Raw genomic sequence first — 17,027 nt, 5'->3', positions numbered from 1 at the left:
CAAGCCCCTAGGATTGCGTCAGATAGGCTATCCTAGACGCTGCAATTGCGCCCTCAGTCAGGCCGAGGCGCGCAGATTCTGCGCAGATCGGCCCGCTGCGCCGCCGAAACGGCGAACAAATCTGCGTTACTCTTCCTGGAACAGGCTGATCTGCTGCTGGGCGACGTCCTTCGGCGGATCGAGGCCGAGATGGCGCCAGGCATTGGCGGTCAGCACGCGGCCGCGCGGCGTGCGCTGGATGAAGCCCTGCTGGATGAGATAGGGCTCGATGATGTCCTCGATCGCGTCGCGCGGTTCGGAGAGCCCGGCCGCGATCGTCTCGATGCCGACCGGGCCGCCGCCGAAATTGCGTGCGATCATCGACAGGTAGCGGCGGTCGAGCGCATCGAGGCCGAGCGCGTCGACCTCCAGCCTGGTCAGCGCCTCGTCGGCGATCTTCCTGTCGACATGCGCGGCGCCGGCGACGCTGGCGAAATCGCGCACCCGGCGCAACAGCCGGCCGGCGATGCGCGGCGTGCCGCGCGCGCGGCGCGCGATCTCCACCGCGCCGCCGTCGCCGAGCGGCATCGAGAGGATCCGGGCGCCGCGACGCACGATCTGCTCCAACTCCTCGACCGTGTAGAAATTGAGCCGCACCGGAATGCCGAAACGGTCGCGCAGCGGATTGGTCAGGAGCCCGAGCCTCGTCGTCGCCGCGACCAGCGTGAAATGGGCAAGATCGATCTTGACCGAGCGCGCAGCCGGCCCCTCGCCGATGATGAGGTCGAGCTGGAAATCCTCCATCGCCGGATAGAGGATTTCCTCGACCGCCGGATTGAGGCGATGGATCTCGTCGATGAAGAGAACGTCGCGTTCCTCGAGATTGGTGAGCAGCGCCGCCAGATCGCCGGCCTTGGCGATGACCGGGCCGGAGGTGGAGCGGAAGTTGACGCCGAGCTCGCGCGCCATGATCTGCGCCAGCGTCGTCTTGCCGAGCCCCGGCGGGCCGACGAACAGCACATGGTCGAGCGCCTCGCCACGGCTCTTCGCGGCATCGACGAAGACCTTGAGGTTGGCGCGCACCGCCGCCTGGCCGACGAACTCGTCGAGCGACTGCGGCCGCAACGTCTGGTCGGCATCCTCGCCGCGCTTGTCGGGAGCAATGAGGCGGGGCGAAAGGGTCATGCCGCCTTCCTTGCATAGGGCCGATGGCGAGACAAGCGTCGCCTCACCGCGCCAGTTCCTTCAGGCCGAAACGGATCAACTTCGAGGCATCCGCGCCCTCGCCGGCCGATTTCAGCGCCGCCGAGACCGCGTTCGCCGCGATGTCGCGCGAGTAACCGAGATTGACGAGGGCCGAGACCGCGTCCGTGATCGGCGCGGCCGCCACCCCTTCGCCGAGCTCCTGCTTGAGGCCGATCGTGCCGGTGGCCGCGCCCGCATAGGCAGGCGCCTTGGTGCGCAATTCGGTGACGATGCGCTCGGCCACCTTCTTGCCGACGCCGGGCGCGCGAGAGACCATGGCAATGTCGCGCAGCGCGATCGCGTTGGCGAGATCGGCCGGCGCCAGCGTCGACAGGATAGCCAGCGCCACCTTTGCGCCGACGCCCTGCACATTGTTCATCAGGAGACGGAACCACTCGCGTTCCAATCCGGTCTGGAAGCCGTAGAGCCGGATCATGTCCTCACGCACATAGGTCTCGATGAACAGCACCACCGCCTCCCCCGGCGAAGGCAGCGCGGCAAGCGTGCGCGCCGAGCAATGGGCGACATAGCCGACGCCGTGCACGTCGATGACGCAGCTATCCTCGTCGATCTCTTCCAGCGTGCCTTTCAGCTTGCCGATCATGTTTTTCCCCTCACCCCGCCACTGCCATGCGATAGGCGACGCTCGGGCGGTGATGCGCATGGCAGATGGCGATGGCAAGGGCGTCGGCGGCGTCGTCGGTGTCGAAGAACGCCTTCGGCATCAGCACCTTCACCATCATGTGGATCTGCTTCTTCTCGCCATGGCCGACGCCGATCACGGCCTTCTTGACGGCATTGGGGGCATATTCGGCGACCACCAGTCCGGCGCGCGCCGGCACCAGCATGGCGATGCCGCGCGCCTGGCCGAGCTTCAGCGTCGCGGTCGCGTCCTTATTGACGAAAGTCTGCTCGACCGCTGCCTCATGCGGCATGGCTTGGTGCAGCACCTCGGCCAAGCCGTCATGCAGTTGGCAGAGCCTTGTCGCCAACGACTCCTTCTCGTCGGACCGCACCGTACCGGACGCGACGAAGCGCAGCGAATTGCCCACGCTGTCGATAATACCCCAACCGGTGCGCCTCAGGCCCGGATCGATGCCGATGATGCGAATCGCTTCCCCCATGTGCCGAGTTTAGCCTCGGCGGCAAGGGATGCCAGCGAAATGTGAACAAACCAGAAACAGTCGCGATCTCGGGAACGCACCCGAAATCCATCGACCCGGCGATCGCGGGCTATCCCGTACGATCCCCGGGTCTAGTTCGTCACGCGACGGAGGGTTTTCGACAGCCGCGTGAGAAATGCCGGCCTGGACGATGCGACCAGCTTCCACGCCAGGACCGCGTTACCCATGCGCCGCGGCAGGACTCCGATGCTGAGGAACCAGGCCGCCAGGGCAGCCCGCCGCCGCCAGGACGCATTCATTTCCAGGCTGGCGGCGGCGCCTGCTCTTGCCAATGCCAGCCGGGAGTCGGTTTCAACCAGATGCTGGGGCTCGTCGACGCAGAGTGAGGCCAGCCGCTCTTCCAGGTGAACCGGATCGTGAAGGCCGGCATCCGGCGGCACGGTCAAACCTATCTCGGACGCCCGGTCGGATAAGGCTTCAAGGCGCCGGAAGTCATGCTCCACGCGCCAGCGCGCCCGCTCGGCAAGCTTTTCCGCAAAGACCGAATGATTGGAGCCATGGACGCGGTAGGCGCCAAGGCAGGTGTCGATGGATTTCACCTCTCCGTGCAGCGGCGCGAGTGTCGCGAGATAGCCATCGGCGCCCTGCCGGAAATCGCCTTCAGGCATGGGCATTATCGGTTCCAGCGCCTCGCGGTCGAAAGCCAGCCCGCTTGTCACCGTCGTCCGGTAGCGCCCCTTGCGCAGCAATTCCGGGACGACGTCGCCTGAATCGAACGGCTGCTCCGGTGGCGGAAAGACATCCTTGATATTTTGGTTCTCATCGACGAGATGCAGCCGGAATTGCGCCTGCACGATATCCGCGTCCCATTCGTCCAGGACCTCGGAGACGGCGTTCGGGTAGAGATAATCGTCGGCGTCGAGGAAAAGAACGATCGCCCCGGTGCTCGCTTTGAACCCGGTGTTGAATGCTGCGCCATGCCCGCCATTCCTGCGCCTGAGGCACGGACGGATTTTGTCGCCGTAGGATTCGATGACGGCCACCGATGCATCCGTCGATGCGTCGTCGACGACCACGACCTCGACATTGCGGTGGTCCTGCTCCAACGCGCTGTCGATGGCGCGTCCGAGAAACTGTTCGTAATTATAGTTGGGAATGATGATCGATACCGGGATGCGGTCCAATGGCGAATGCACGGGATCAAGCCTCGCAATCTGCTTTGGTCACGGTGACGGTGATTTCTTGCAGGACCGGCTCGGGTCGACCCGGTTGCGGCGAACGGCCCCAATTAGGGTTCCGTCGCTTCGAGGCAAGGGTGATATTCGCCGCGAAGACCGGCTTGCGTTCAAATACGATGACGGCTGCCGCCATGTCGAAGAGCGGCCGGGGTCGCGAGTGTTCGGCTGCGCGCCAAAGCCATGGCTCGCCAAATCGCCGCCCGATCAAGGAAGTGCCGGTTCCTGCGCGCCGCCATCACGGCGTTTGCTGCAAACGCGGGTTCAGCCGCGCGCGAACGCCGTGTTCAAAAGGCTGATCTGGTCGGAAACCGGGTTGGCCCGCCGGCCGGGCGCGTGCGTGTCGCCGATGACACCGCCGTAGATTTCCTCGTCCATGCGCCGCACCAGCGACTGCAGGCGCAGCGAGCGCGTCACGAGGTCCATAAAATCCTTGGGTAGCTCGTTCCAGCCAAGCGCCTCGTCATGCGCGGACGCGGTGTCGAGCCGCACCTTGGATTTCTCCGAAGCCACCTGGTCGCGCGTCATCTCGCCGGAATTCGCCGCCCGCTGCAAAAGCAGCCAGGAGGCGACCTGCATGAGCCGCGTGGTCAGCCGCATCGATTCGGCCGCATAGAGAGTCGCGGCCGTGCGCGACAATTTCTTGGCTTCGAGCCTGCCCTTGCCATCGAGATATTCGGCGGCCTGCTCGACCAGCCCCATGCCTTCCTGGTAGAGCGGCTTGAAGGATTGGGAGAAAACCCGGCGCTCCGCCAGTTTGATGGTTTTCGCGCTGCCCTTCGAAGGCTCGTTCATCGATACGCCCCTGCACTGCCGCCAGCCGATTCGGCAATCCTTGCCGACGCGGCCCGCACCCTAAATGACTGAGGCTTGAAAATGCGCTTCGACGCCCATGAAGGCAAGCGCATGTTTAACAAACGGTTAACGCCGGTCGCGTTCCAGCCATCCGCAAGCAGATGGCGCGGGCCCGCCGCGTGCGGACAAAAAAAGAGCCGCGGATAAGGCGGCTCTCAGGAGTTTAACAGGGAGGCGTCAAACAAAGTGGCTCCAACCACTCGGTAAGAATCCAGCAAAACTGGATGCGCATAGTAAACGCCCGTAAAGCTTAATGAACCCTTAACGCGGCGGCGATTTTTTAAGCGAACGCGCATTCCTGTGCCGGAACAGGACAGCGTGGCCGGGATCGTCTGAAAACCGGAGTTTCGGGCGCCGGCCTTTGGCGGCCGTAACATGTTGGCTGCTGCCGCGGCATCGTTCCGAAACACGCGCCGCGCAAAAGCCCGCTCCTCTGAGGCGGCGCGCAGTTCCGCGCCCCGCTCGAAATCTGCGGGATATCCGGGAGCAAACCATGGATTGGTATTCGATCGTCAAATTCCTTCACGTCGTTTCGGCTATTTTGTGGGTCGGCGGCGGCTTCGTGCTGTTCCTGCTCGGCGTGCTGGCCGAGCGTGCCGGCAACATCGAGGACAAGCTGCAGGCAATGCGCGCCAGCGGACAGCTCGGCGGCAAGTTCTTCGCGCCGATGTCGATGCTGACGCTGGTCTTCGGCCTCATCATGTGCGGCTTCTGGGTCGGCTTCGCCGAGCTGTGGATCGTCATCGGCCTCGTTGGCTATGCCACGACCTTCTCCATCGGCATGCTGATCTTCAAGCCGACCGGCGAGCGCATGGGCGCCATGGTCGCCAAGGACGGCGTGACACCCGCCGTCCTTGCCATCGGTCAGCGCATGATGAGCTGGGCGCGTCTCGACTACGCAGTGATGCTGGTGATCATCGCCGACATGGTGCTGAAACCCACTGTGCACGACGTCGGCATCCTGGCCGGCATGGCGATGGTGGTAGCGCTTGGCGCCGCGTTCGCCTTCGGCGGCGGCCGCCAGATGGCGACGAGCGCCGCCTGAGCGCCGCGAGGCGGCTGGAAGGCCGCCTCGTTTCTACATCAGGCCCGCAATGCCGTCCCAAAGCAACTTGACGGCGACCACCGCGACGGTGGCGTAGGTGAACGGGTAGAAGATTTCCGGCCGCATGCGGCGCACCAGCCAGGCGCCGGCGATCGTCGACAGCGGCGCCAGCGGCATCAGCGCGGCGGAGGCGATCAGGTTGGTGGCGTCGAACTGGCCGAGCGCGAAATAAGGAACGAGCTTCAGCGCATTGGTGACGGCAAAGAAGATCGCCGCGGTGCCCGACAGCACCTTCGGGTCGAGCCGGATCGGCAGCGCATAGACCTGGAAGGGCGGACCGCCGACATGGGCGACGAAGCTGGTGAAGCCGGCGACCGTGCCCCAGAAGGCGGCGGCGACGCGGTTCGGCTCCGCTGCATGATCGGCGCCATGGCGAAGCTGCAGGTAGACCCAACGCAGCACGAACACCAGCGCGACGGCGCCGACGATCAGCCGCACCATCTCCTCGGTGACCAAAGCCGCGGTCAGCCAGCCGAGCCCGATGCCGATGACGGCGCCCGGCATCATGTCGACCAGCATCTTGCGGTCGTAGACGCCCCACCATGTCCACACCGAAACGACATCCATCAGGCACAGGATCGGCAGCAGAATCGCGGCCGCCTGCACCGGTGGGATGGCCAGTGCCATCAGTGGCACGCCGACGAAACCGACCGCGCCGCCGAAGCCGCCTTTCGACAGGCCGACAAGGATCACCGCCGGAATGGCGGCGGCATAGAACCACGGATCGCTGAGCAGGCCTGACATCGGCAAGGGGAAGGTTGGAGAAGGCGGGGAACCCAGCCATAGCGCAGAACAGCGCCTCCGAGATAGCCATTAATGCCGGCATCCGCTATCCCGGCAATGCAAACAGAGCCGACCGGTCAAAATCCCTGTGCAGCGCCATTAGCCCTTCGTGTAGTCAGGCCCGAAACGTGTCGGCAGGCCGTCGGCGAGTTCCAACCAAGGGAGCTTCTCCTCGAAAGCGACATGCAGCGTAGGCGCGAATTTTTCCGGCTCCGCCATCGCCGCAGCAAAGAAATGCATCACGCCGGACATGTTCTTTGAGCGGAAGGAAAGCGGCGAACCGCAGCGATCGCAAAATGTTCTTTCTACGCCGGGAGAGGAGTTGAACACCTTCGGTGGCTTGCCAAGCCATCGCCATTGGCCGTCCAGGACGCCAATGTAGGTGGTCATCGGTGCGGAACATTGCCGCCGACAGCTTTCACAATGGCAGGCCACGCAGGCCTGCGCCGGGCCATCGACTTCAAAAGCGATAGCGCCGCATAAGCAACGACCACGCATGCGAAACCTCCTCGAGGCAGCACGGACGGCTCAGACTAGTGCCGGGCGCGCGCGGGTGTCGCCAAGAAATGCGTCGAACTGCGCCTGAACCCGACATTCGGCGCTGGGCGCCATTCGAGGCCGGCGATTGTGAGCGCGTGCGCGAGGCGTTGACCTCAAGTTGAGTTCATCAGCCGTCGCGCCTGGACCAGCAGGAACATCGGCCGCTCGAGCTCTTCGGCCAGTTCCGGCCGGGCGGCGATCTGCTCGTCCGTCGGGCGGAATTCCTCGACACGCCCGATGCTGAAGCCGGCCTTGATAGCGAATTGAGCGTGGTGCCGATGGTGCGGTGATGCTTGACCACGCCCTTGGTGAACCAGTCGGTGGTGCGCGGTCCCTCGACCAGATATTGGTCGACCGGCCATGTCTTCCGGCCCGCGGCGTCGATCGACCAGCCCGGGTTCGTCGGCGCCATATAGATCGGATGTTCCGTCGAGAAGACGAAGGCTCCGCCGGGAACCAGGGCCTGGTGAACGGTCACGAACAGGCGCGCGGCATCGCCGACATAGTGCAAGGCAAGCGAACTGTAGGCGAGGTTGAAACGCGCCTTCGGCAGGCTGAGCTCATCGAGGTCGGCGCGCCGATAGGTGATGGCGTCGTCGGCCCCGGCGGCGCGTGCGCGGGCAAGCATCTTCTCCGACAGGTCGAGGCCGAGCACATCCTTGGCGCCATGCGCGCGCCCCCAGCGGCAGAACCAGCCGAAGCCGCAGCCGAGGTCGACGATGCTCAAGCCTTCGACGTCGGGCAGCATGGCGCGCAACACAGGCCATTCGGGCGCGCCGTCCAGGCCCTCGACCGAGCGGCCAAGGCGGCTATAGCCTTCGAAGAATTCCGGACGGTCGTAGATGTTTTGCGCCATATGCCTGTTCCTGCCCTGTCCGTGCACCGGTTGCAGGCCGTCGGCAAGTCCAAAATACCGACATTTGCATTGGTGCCGGAAAAGCACTTATGCAATGAATGAGCCCGCGGAAGTGGCGGGTGGCAAAGTGGAAAATCAACCCTTTCAAGGTCGGCTGTTGCCGCATGAGCGCATCTTGTGGAGTGGAACGCCCGCGCAGGGACTGCTCTTCTCAAGTCGCGACGTCTTCCTGATACCGTTCAGCCTGCTCTGGTGCGGCTTTGCGATTTTCTGGACCTATTCGGCCACAAGGCAGGGCGCGCCATTGTTCTTCGACGCCTGGGGAGCGATGTTCGTCTGCATCGGCCTCTTCATGGTTTTCGGCAGATTCGTATTCGACGCCTGGTTGAGGCAGCGGATACACTATGCCGTCACGAACAGGCGCATCCTGATCCTGCGCCGCGCCCCATCGGCCAACTTCACCTCGATCGATCTCGAACGTGTTCCCGATGTTCAGTTGACTGGGGAGACCGCAACGCGGGGGACTTTGCGCTTCGGAGCCGCCACGTCGGCATATCCACGGATAAACGGATGGTTCCCGGCTCTCGATCCCGTCCCGCAGTTTCTCGGTATAGAGCAGCCGCGGCGCGTGTTCGACCTCATCATGAAGACCCGGCGTGACGATGCTCGAGCGGACCGATCCTCGTCCGCCGCATAGCCGACTGTTCAAGCCGCTCCCTTTGCTCTATGCCGCAATGCAACCATGTTCGCCCGGCATAGGCGAAACCGGGATCGAAGGCCAATGAACGACGCAAACCCGCCCAATCGCTGCCGCATCGTGCTGATTGCCCCGCCGCTCTTGCCGGCGGAGCAGATCTGCGCGGCCTTCGAGGGCGGCGACATCGCCTCGCTGATCCTGCCCGACAACGGCATGGACGATGTGTCCTTCCAAGCCTTCGCCGAGAGGATCGTGCCGGTCGCTCAAGCCGCCGGCATCGCCGTTATCATCGCCGGCGACAGCCGCATCGCCGGGCGCGTCCAGGCCGACGGCATCCATGTCGAAGTCAAACCCCGGGAGCTCGCCGAGACAATCGAGCGCCTGGCCGGCAAGATGATGGTCGGCGCCGGCGGCGCGAAGACCCGCGACGAGGCGCTGGAGCTCGGCGAGGGACGGCCCGACTACATGTTCTTCGGCCGCTTCGGCTATGACAACAAGCCGGAGCCGCACCATCGCAACCTCGCTCTCGGCGAATGGTGGGCGGAGATGATCTCGATCCCCTGCATCGTCATGGGCGGCTCCGAGCTAGCTTCCGTCGAGACGGTGGCCGCGACGGGCGCCGAGTTCGTGGCGTTGTCCAGCGCCGTCTTTGCCGACGGTCGCGACCCGCGCGCGGCGATCGCCGCCGCCAACGCGCTGCTCGATGAAACCGCGCCGCGTTTCGAGGACTGACATGCGCCTGCGTGGCCCTTGCCTGTTGGTCCTGGCCGGCTTGTTTGCGCAGGCCGCGACGGCAGCAGAGACCGTCCCGCTGCCGCAGTCGCGGCCGGAGACGAGCGCGCCGGACAAAAGCGCACCCGAGGCAGCCAAGCCGGATGAAGGCACGCCGGATACGGGCAAACCGGCAACGGCCACGCCGGACGCCGGCGCGCCGGATCCGAGCAGATTCGGCGGCGGTCCGCATATCGACAAGCCGATCCAGAACACCTTGCCGCAGCCGGCCACCATGACGCCGCCATCGGCCGATACCATCAATCCCGACCGCTTCGGCGCCAAGCAGCCGGACGCCGCCTACGGCGCCTTCCAGCGCGGCCTTTACAAGACCGCCTACAACCTTGCCATGGAGCGCGCCAAGAACGGCGATCCGGCGGCCGAGACGCTGGTCGCCGAAATCCTGTCGCGCGGACTGGGTGTGCCGCTCAATCCGGCCGAGGCCGCGAAATGGTATGCGCTGGCGGCCGAACAGGGCGTACCGGAAGCGCAGTTCCAATATGCGCTGATGCTATTGGACGGCCGTTATGTGAAGAAGGACGAAAAAGGCGCCTTTGCGCTGATGCAAGCCTCGGCCGAGGCCGGCAACCGCCTTGCGCAGTTCAACTTCGCCCAGTTGCTCGTCCAGCAGGATCCAGGCGATGCCGGCCTGGCAAAGGCCGCCGTCTACTATGAGCGCGCGGCCGCCACCGGACTCGCCGATGCGCAATATGCGATGGCGCAGCTCTATGCCAACGGCGTCGGCGGCAAGCCGCATGACGACTCCCAGGCCCGCATGCTGCTGACGCAGGCAGCGCGACAGAACTACGACACTGCGCAGATCGACCTCGCCACCTGGATGATCGAGGGACGCGGCGGCGGGCGCGACCTGAAATCGGGCTTTGCCTGGATGAAGCGGGCGGCGCAAGGCGGCAATGTCGCCGCCCAGAACCGACTCGCCAAGCTCTATATGGGCGGCATCGGCACCGACCCGGACCTGATCCTCGCCGGCGCCTGGTACATCGTCGCCCGCCGCGCCGGGCTGATCGACCCGCGGATGGACGATTTCCTGCAGGGCCTCGACGACGACCAGACCAAGCAGGCGCTGCAGAAGGCAAATCGCCTGCCTTGACGCGTAGCTCCACGGACGGCCATGTCCGGGCCGCCTTTGGGCTCCCTCCCTTGCCACTATGCGCGATTTGTGGTCTTGGAGGCGCCAAAGCGCGACCCCGCGCCGAAAAATCTCACTCGGATCAGTTCACCATGGCCAAGATCAGCGGCAGCGAAATCCGTCCCGGCTATGTCATCGAGCATGATGGCGGACTGTGGGTGGCGGTCAAGACCAACACCGTCAAGCCCGGCAAGGGCGGCGCCTACAACCAGGTCGAATTGAAGAACCTGATCAACGGCACCAAGCTCAACGAGCGCTTCCGCTCGGCCGAGACCGTCGAGCAAATACGGCTCGATCTCAAGGATTTTTCGTTCCTCTACGAGCAGGGCGACGCGCTGGTCTTCATGGACACCGAAAGCTACGAGCAGCTAGAGCTGGCCAAGGACTTCGTCGGCGAGCGCGCCGCCTTCCTGCAGGACGGCATGATGGTGACGGTGCAGCTCTATGAGGAGCAGCCGATCGGCATCTCGCTGCCCGACCAGGTGACGCTGACCGTCACCGAGGCCGACCCGGTGGTGCGGGGCCAGACGGCCGCCTCCTCCTACAAGCCGGCGGTGCTGGAGAACGGCATCCGCGTGCTGGTGCCGCCCTTCATTTCGGCCGGCGAGCGCATCATCGTCGACACCAACGAAATCACCTACATGCGCCGCGCGGACTGAGCATGATCTCGAACCGAAGGTCAGCGCAGCAAAAAGTTGCAGACTTTTCGGAAAAGATCATGCTTCAAGGAAGATAGCCGGCCGGTAGAAGACAAAGCCAGGAAGAAAAATGGCGCGTTCCGCTCTCCTCAACGTCATGGTCCAGGCCGCGATGAAGGCCGGCCGTTCGCTGTCGCGCGACTTCGGCGAGGTGCAGAACCTGCAGGTTTCGATGAAAGGACCGGGCGACTATGTCAGCCAGGCCGACCGCAAGGCCGAAGAGATCGTATTCGCCGAGTTGTCGAAGGCGCGGCCGGGCTACGCCTTCCTGATGGAAGAGCGCGGAGCCGTCGAAGGCGAGGACGCCCAGCACCGCTGGATCGTCGATCCGCTCGACGGCACCACCAACTTCCTGCACGGCATCCCGCTCTTCTCGGTGTCAATCGCGCTCGAGCGCCAGGGCCAGGTCGTCGCCGGCGTCGTCTACAATCCGGCGATGGACGAGCTCTACACGGCCGAGCGCGGCGGCGGCGCCTTCATGAACGATCGCCGGCTTCGCGTTGCCGGGCGCTTGAAGCTGACCGACGCCGTGATCGGCTGTGGCGTGCCGCATCTCGGACGCGGCCAGCACGGCAATTTCCTGATCGAATTGCGCAATGTCATGGCCGAAGTCTCCGGCGTTCGCCGCCTGGGCTCCGCCGCGCTCGACCTCGCCTATGTCGCGGCCGGACGCATGGACGGTTTCTGGGAAACCGGCCTGTCGTCCTGGGACATCGCCGCCGGCATCCTTTTGGTGCGCGAGGCCGGCGGATTCGTCTCCGACATGGATGGCGGACAGGACATGCTGGACAATGGCGAGGTCGTCGCCGGCAACGAGTCCATCCAGCGCGCGCTGCTGAAGACCGTGAAGAAGCCGCTGGCTCCTCGCTGACTGATTTAAGGCGCCCTTGCGCGTCGAAAGGACGCGCGGCTTTGGTCGCAAAACCGCAACCGAAGCTTGAAATAGTGGTCCGCGAGCGCCCAGATTAGGCGTTACAGGATCATTCATGAACGACGCCCGGCCGGACACCCAGCTTGAAATCCCCCTTGAGATCCCCTTCGTGGGTCGCTGGCACTATTCGCGCGCCGAAATGATCGCCGACGGCATCGTCCATGCGGTGGGCATCGTGCTCGCGATCGCCGCCGGCTCGGCTTTCCTGGCGTTGGCCGCCTTCCACGCCGGCCCCGGCGAATATGTCGCCGCGGTGTTCTATGTGGTCTCGCTGCTCACTGTGCTCTCGGTGTCGCTGGCCTATAATCTATGGCCTGTCTCGTGGCCGGCGAAATGGATCCTGCGCCGTTTCGACCATGCCGCGATCTACCTTCTGATCGCCGCTACCTACACCCCCTTTCTCGCCCAGCTCGACAATTCGCCGCTGGCGCTGCCCATGATCGTCGTCGTGTGGAGCGCGGCGGCGGCCGGCATCGCCATCAAGATGTTCCTGCCCGGCCGCTACGACCGGCTGGCCATCGTCTTTTATCTCGCCATCGGCTGGAGCGGTGTCGTGCTCGCCGGACCGCTGGTCCGCACGCTGCCGACGACCTCGGTGGCACTGCTCGTCGCCGGCGGTATGGTCTATTCCCTGGGCGTCATCTTCTTCGCCTGGAAGGGCCTGCGCTTCCACAATGCCGTCTGGCACGGCTTCGTCGTCACCGGCGCCGGCCTGCATCTGGCCGCCATGGTCGACTGCCTGGTCGTTAACCGATTCTAGTCCTATGGCGCGGGCCTATCGGCCATATTGCCAAGCGCCATTCAATTTGGTCACAATTCCGTTTAGAGTCCGCGGCAATTCTGCGGCGGTGGCATCGGAAACGGGGCACGGATGGCTTTTCTCAGATCCTTCGGCAGGCGATCGGACGTCCTGGTCTATGATCCGCACAAGCTGTCGAGCCCGCAGGTCTTCCTGCTCACCATGGTGATCTTCCTGATCATCGTCGCTTTCATCGCCGCCATCCTCACCCGCCAGATCTCGACAGCCTTTTCCAGCAATCCGGGCCTCAACGGATTGATCGTCGGCGTGCTGGCGGTCGGCATCCTGCTCGCCTTCGTCCAGGTCGGGCGGCTGTTCCGCGAGGTGCGCTGGGTCAATTCCTTCCGCGCCGGCTCCGAAACCACCGAGCCGGTGCTTTTGGCGCCGATGAAGGCGATGATCGGCCGCTCGTCGACGATCGCGTTCTCGACCTCGTCGATGCGCACGATGCTGGATTCCATCGCCACTCGCCTCGACGAGAGCCGCGACACCTCGCGTTATCTGGTCGGCCTGCTTGTGTTCCTCGGCCTGCTCGGCACCTTCTGGGGCCTGCTCAACACCATCGCCTCGATCCGCGAGACGATCGAGGCGCTGGACCCGGGCACCGGCGATGCGGCGGCTGTGCTCGACGCGTTGAAGCAGGGCCTGTCGGCGCCGCTCGCCGGCATGGGCACCGCGTTTTCGTCCTCGCTGTTCGGCCTTTCCGGCTCGTTGGTGCTCGGCTTTCTCGACCTGCAGGCCGGCCGCGCCCAGACCCGCTTCTACACCGAGCTCGAGAACTGGCTGTCCTCGGTCACCGACCTCTCGTCGGACATCGTCGTCTCCGATACGGCCAAGACCGAGTCCTCCGAGGACATCCGGCTCCTGTCGGAGCGGCTGCGCAGCCTGCAGGAGAATGGCGGCGCGTCAAACCCACGTGTCGCCACCGCCATGGCGAATCTTGCCGACGGCATCTCGGGGCTGGTCAAGAACATGCGCTCCGAGCAGCAGATCATGCGCGACTGGGTCGAAGCCCAATCCGACGAGCAGAAGGCCATGCGCAACACGCTGGAAAAGATCGCCGACGCGCTGAAGAAGCAAGGGGTTCACTGACGTGGCGCTGGCAAGACGGCGCGCCGACCGCCGCATCGACTACTGGCCGGGTTTCGTCGACGCGCTGTCGACGCTGCTGCTCGCGATCATGTTCCTGCTCACCGTCTTCGTGCTGGCGCAGTTTCTGCTCAGCCGCGAGATTTCCGGCAAGGACGCGGTGCTGAACCGCCTCAACTCGCAGATCAACGAGCTGACCCAGCTGCTTGCGCTGGAACGCACGAACAGCCAGGACAAGGAAGATTCGCTCGCCAACCTGCAGGCATCGCTGTCGGCCGCGCAGGCCGAGAAGAGCCGCCTCGAACAATTGCTGGCGCAGGGCGCCGGCGCCGGCGACGCGGCCAACAAGCGGGCGGACCAGCTTTCCGGCGAGCTCAGCAACCAGCGCCAGATCAGCCAGCAGGCGCTGAGCCAGGTCGAAATCCTCAATCAGCAGATCGCGGCGCTGCGCAAGCAGATCGCGGCGCTCGAGGACGCGCTCAACGTCTCCGAGCAGCGCGACCAGGAATCCAACACCAAGATCGCCGATCTCGGCCGCCGCCTGAATGTCGCGCTGGCGCAGCGCGTCCAGGAGCTCAACCGCTACCGTTCCGACTTCTTCGGCCGACTGCGCGAGATCCTCGCCGACCGCGAGAACATCCGTATCGTCGGCGACCGCTTCGTCTTCCAGTCGGAGGTGCTGTTTCCGACCGGCTCCGACGTGATCAACGACGCCGGCAAGGTCGAGATGAAGAAGCTCGCCGACGCCATCATCGAATTGCAGAAGGAAATCCCGCCGGAGATCAGCTGGGTGCTGCGCGTCGACGGCCACACGGACAACAAGCCGTTGTCCGGCACCGGCCGCTATCGCGACAACTGGGAACTGTCTACCGCGCGCGCCACCTCGGTGGTGAAGTTCCTGATCGAGAACGGCGTGCCGGCCAACCGGCTGGTGGCCGCAGGCTTCGGCGAGTTCCAGCCGCTCGATCCAGCCGACACCGACGAGGCGCGTAGCAAGAACCGCCGCATTGAGCTGAAGCTCACTGAACGGTGATTATCACATGCAGTCACGGGAAGTCGTTTGTCGAACGGCTGACGTGTTCGGAGGAAGGGACCATTGGCGCCCCTGGAACCTGGCCCCGAGGGCGTCCTTTTTCGATCATCGTCCCGATTACAGGCCGAGCCAAAGCGCGACGATGGCGAGCACCGCCGGCACCGTCTGGATGAAGAGGATCTTACGGCCGACGGTCGCCGCGCCGTAGAGGCCGGCTATCGCGACGCAGAGCAGGAAGAACATCTTGATCTGAAATCCGGCGGCGCCGAGGTAGAGACCCCAGATCAGGCCCGCGGCGAGAAAGCCGTTATAGAGCCCCTGATTGGCGGCGAGCACCTTGGAGGCGCTGGCGAATTCCGGCGTCAGGCCGAACGCCTTGCGGCCGCTCGGCGTGTCCCACAACGCCATCTCCAGACAGACGATATAGCAATGGATCAACGCCACCAGCCCGACCAGGATATTGCCGACCATTGTCCCCTCCAGCTTGTTCCCGGCATTGATCACGCAGTCCCCCTTGCAAGGCAAGACCGCTGATTCCATGCCGGCCGATAAGGGTTGCCAAGGTCGGCGCCTTGGTATCTTTTCGCGCCAGCCAAATTGAAGCCCGGAATCCATCATGTCCTTCCAGAAACTAGACGAACTCGGCCACAAGCTCGAAGCGCTGGAACACGCGCTGGCCATCCTCGGCGCCGACGAGGCGACGCATATGGCGGTCGGCGGCGGCGAAAAGCGCGCCGAAGCGATGTCCTCGCTTGCCGGCATGCTGCATCGCCAGGCGACCGCGCCCGAGATCGGCGACTGGATTTCGGTCGCCGAAGCCGAGCCCCTCAGCGAAGAACAGCAGGCGGCGGTCAGGGAACTGCGCCGCCAGTACACCAACCTCACGTGCCTGCCGGCCGAGTTCGTGGAGCGACAGACGGTGGCGCGCATGCGCTCCGAGCAGCTCTGGCGGAGCTTGCGCGCCACGAACGACTGGGCGAACTTCCTACCGGCGCTGGAAGGCGTCGTGGCGCTGGTGCGCGAGGAGGCCGCGCTGCGCGCCGATGCGCTCGGCCTGGCGCCCTATGATGCGCTGATGGAGCAGTATGATCCCGGCAACCGCGCCGCCGACATCACGCCGGTGTTTGCCGAGCTGAAAGCCTTCCTCCGGGATTTCCTGCCGCACGCGCTGGCGGTGCAGGATGCGCGATTGGCAAAGCGTCCGTTGAAGCCGCTGTCGGGCAGCTATGCCGTCGACCGCCAGCGCGAGCTCGGCCTTGCCATGATGGCGGCCGTCGGTTTCGACCTCACCCATGGCTCGCTGTCGGTATCGCACCATCCCTTCTGCGGCGGCGTACCGACCGACGTGCGCATCACCACCCGCTACAAGACCTCCGACTTCCTGTCGGCGCTGATGGGCGTGCTGCACGAGACCGGCCACGCGCTCTACGAGCAGAACCTGCCGAAAACCTGGTCGCATTGGCCGCTCGGCAAGGCGCGCGGCATGGCCGTGCATGAGAGCCAGAGCCTGTTCGTCGAAAAGCAGATCGGCCGCAATCCGGCCTTCTGGCGCTGGGCGCTGCCGGTGGTCGAAAAGCATCTCGGCGAAACCTGGTCGCTCGACGACATCCTGCCGCATGTCCACCACGTCGAGCGCGGCCTGATCCGCGTCGACGCCGACGAGGTCACCTATCCGCTGCATGTCATCCTGCGCTACGAGCTCGAGCAGGAGCTCGTCGCCGGCCAGTTGGAAGTCGCCGATCTGCCCGAGGCCTGGGACGCCAAGATGCGCGACTATCTCGGCCTCTCGACCATCGACAACCCGGCCGACGGGCCGATGCAGGACGTGCACTGGCCGGGCGCCGCCTTCGGCTATTTCCCCTCCTACACGCTGGGCGCCATGATGGCGGCGCAGCAATGGGCGGCTTTGACCAGGGACCACCCGTCCGCCGACGAGGACCTCGCCAAGGGCGATTTCAGCGCCATCAACGAGTGGCGTCGCGCAAGGATTTGGTCGCAGGGCTCGCGATGGTCGACGCCCGAGCTGCTTGAGCGCGCTACTGGCGAGAAGCTAAACGCCGCTTACTTCGCCGAGCACCTGCGCAGACGCTACGGGAACTGACCCACGGCAGGTTCGAAACCAGCCGGGTACGGCGTA

18 protein-coding genes and 1 pseudogene are annotated in these 17,027 nt (G+C 64.8%); 10 read left to right on the top strand and 9 right to left on the bottom strand.

The window, feature by feature from the left end; translation table 11 throughout:
- Positions 1 to 126: 126 nt before the first annotated feature.
- From ruvB to FJW06_RS14285, 5 genes are all read right to left on the bottom strand, one after another.
- Positions 127 to 1,164 (bottom strand): Holliday junction branch migration DNA helicase RuvB, encoded by a 1,038-nt coding sequence (gene ruvB / locus FJW06_RS14305; RefSeq protein WP_140752696.1) that lies wholly within the window; start codon positions 1,162 to 1,164, stop codon positions 127 to 129.
- A gap of 43 nt (positions 1,165 to 1,207) precedes the next feature.
- Positions 1,208 to 1,828, bottom strand: coding sequence for a Holliday junction branch migration protein RuvA (gene ruvA, locus FJW06_RS14300; RefSeq protein ID WP_140752694.1), 621 nt, complete (start codon positions 1,826 to 1,828; stop codon positions 1,208 to 1,210).
- Positions 1,829 to 1,838: 10 nt separating this feature from the next.
- Complete coding sequence (gene ruvC / locus FJW06_RS14295; protein ID WP_140752692.1) at positions 1,839 to 2,348, bottom strand: crossover junction endodeoxyribonuclease RuvC; 510 nt, start codon at positions 2,346 to 2,348, stop codon at positions 1,839 to 1,841.
- Between the two features lie 131 nt (positions 2,349 to 2,479).
- Complete coding sequence (locus FJW06_RS14290) at positions 2,480 to 3,544, bottom strand: glycosyltransferase family 2 protein (RefSeq protein WP_140752690.1); 1,065 nt, start codon at positions 3,542 to 3,544, stop codon at positions 2,480 to 2,482.
- 303 nt (positions 3,545 to 3,847) lie between these two features.
- On the bottom strand, positions 3,848 to 4,378 hold the full coding sequence (locus FJW06_RS14285; RefSeq protein ID WP_140752688.1) for a DUF1465 family protein: 531 nt from the start codon (positions 4,376 to 4,378) through the stop codon (positions 3,848 to 3,850).
- A 553-nt stretch (positions 4,379 to 4,931) separates the two neighbouring features.
- Here FJW06_RS14285 and FJW06_RS14280 point away from each other — a divergent pair.
- Positions 4,932 to 5,483: a DUF2269 family protein gene (locus tag FJW06_RS14280; protein WP_140752686.1), complete on the top strand. Its 552-nt coding sequence runs from the start codon at positions 4,932 to 4,934 to the stop codon at positions 5,481 to 5,483.
- Positions 5,484 to 5,516: 33 nt separating this feature from the next.
- On the opposite strand, the gene FJW06_RS14275 is transcribed toward FJW06_RS14280, so the two are convergent.
- The 3 genes and pseudogenes from FJW06_RS14275 to FJW06_RS14265 form a co-directional block, all read right to left on the bottom strand.
- Positions 5,517 to 6,287 carry a sulfite exporter TauE/SafE family protein gene (locus tag FJW06_RS14275; protein ID WP_140752854.1) on the bottom strand — a complete coding sequence of 257 codons (771 nt, stop codon included), beginning with the start codon at positions 6,285 to 6,287 and terminating at the stop codon, positions 5,517 to 5,519.
- Between the two features lie 138 nt (positions 6,288 to 6,425).
- Complete coding sequence (locus tag FJW06_RS14270; RefSeq protein ID WP_140752684.1) at positions 6,426 to 6,824, bottom strand: GFA family protein; 399 nt, start codon at positions 6,822 to 6,824, stop codon at positions 6,426 to 6,428.
- 155 nt (positions 6,825 to 6,979) lie between these two features.
- Positions 6,980 to 7,722: pseudogene (locus FJW06_RS14265) on the bottom strand (class I SAM-dependent methyltransferase).
- Between FJW06_RS14265 and FJW06_RS14260 the strand changes: the two are divergent.
- From FJW06_RS14260 to FJW06_RS14225, 8 genes are all read left to right on the top strand, one after another.
- Complete coding sequence (locus FJW06_RS14260) at positions 7,709 to 8,419, top strand: PH domain-containing protein (RefSeq protein WP_140752682.1); 711 nt, start codon at positions 7,709 to 7,711, stop codon at positions 8,417 to 8,419. The pseudogene FJW06_RS14265 and the gene FJW06_RS14260 overlap by 14 nt on opposite strands.
- An 84-nt stretch (positions 8,420 to 8,503) precedes the next feature.
- A complete protein-coding gene (locus FJW06_RS14255; protein WP_140752680.1) occupies positions 8,504 to 9,151 on the top strand; it encodes a thiamine phosphate synthase in 648 nt (215 codons plus the stop codon).
- 1 nt (position 9,152) lies between these two features.
- Positions 9,153 to 10,301, top strand: a complete 1,149-nt coding sequence (locus FJW06_RS14250; protein WP_140752678.1) for a tetratricopeptide repeat protein — start codon at positions 9,153 to 9,155, stop codon at positions 10,299 to 10,301.
- Between the two features lie 131 nt (positions 10,302 to 10,432).
- Positions 10,433 to 10,999 carry an elongation factor P gene (efp, locus tag FJW06_RS14245; RefSeq protein WP_140752676.1) on the top strand — a complete coding sequence of 189 codons (567 nt, stop codon included), beginning with the start codon at positions 10,433 to 10,435 and terminating at the stop codon, positions 10,997 to 10,999.
- Positions 11,000 to 11,108: 109 nt separating this feature from the next.
- Complete coding sequence (locus FJW06_RS14240; protein ID WP_140752674.1) at positions 11,109 to 11,909, top strand: inositol monophosphatase family protein; 801 nt, start codon at positions 11,109 to 11,111, stop codon at positions 11,907 to 11,909.
- A 115-nt stretch (positions 11,910 to 12,024) separates the two neighbouring features.
- Positions 12,025 to 12,729, top strand: a complete 705-nt coding sequence (locus FJW06_RS14235) for a hemolysin III family protein (RefSeq protein ID WP_140752672.1) — start codon at positions 12,025 to 12,027, stop codon at positions 12,727 to 12,729.
- Between the two features lie 111 nt (positions 12,730 to 12,840).
- Positions 12,841 to 13,860: a MotA/TolQ/ExbB proton channel family protein gene (locus tag FJW06_RS14230; RefSeq protein WP_140752670.1), complete on the top strand. Its 1,020-nt coding sequence runs from the start codon at positions 12,841 to 12,843 to the stop codon at positions 13,858 to 13,860.
- A 1-nt stretch (position 13,861) separates the two neighbouring features.
- The gene (locus FJW06_RS14225) at positions 13,862 to 14,890 is read left to right on the top strand and encodes a peptidoglycan -binding protein (RefSeq protein WP_140752668.1); all 1,029 of its coding nucleotides are present in this window, start codon (positions 13,862 to 13,864) and stop codon (positions 14,888 to 14,890) included.
- A 117-nt stretch (positions 14,891 to 15,007) separates the two neighbouring features.
- On the opposite strand, the gene FJW06_RS14220 is transcribed toward FJW06_RS14225, so the two are convergent.
- Complete coding sequence (locus tag FJW06_RS14220; protein WP_140752666.1) at positions 15,008 to 15,361, bottom strand: DUF1304 domain-containing protein; 354 nt, start codon at positions 15,359 to 15,361, stop codon at positions 15,008 to 15,010.
- A 145-nt stretch (positions 15,362 to 15,506) separates the two neighbouring features.
- Between FJW06_RS14220 and FJW06_RS14215 the strand changes: the two genes are divergently transcribed.
- Positions 15,507 to 16,991: a carboxypeptidase M32 gene (locus tag FJW06_RS14215; protein ID WP_140752664.1), complete on the top strand. Its 1,485-nt coding sequence runs from the start codon at positions 15,507 to 15,509 to the stop codon at positions 16,989 to 16,991.
- Positions 16,992 to 17,027 lie beyond the last annotated feature (36 nt).

This window comes from Mesorhizobium sp. B4-1-3 (genome assembly GCF_006439355.1).
GTDB lineage: Bacteria > Pseudomonadota > Alphaproteobacteria > Rhizobiales > Rhizobiaceae > Mesorhizobium.
Note: the sequence above shows the minus strand (reverse complement) of the source record. Positions and strands in the feature narration are given on the sequence as shown.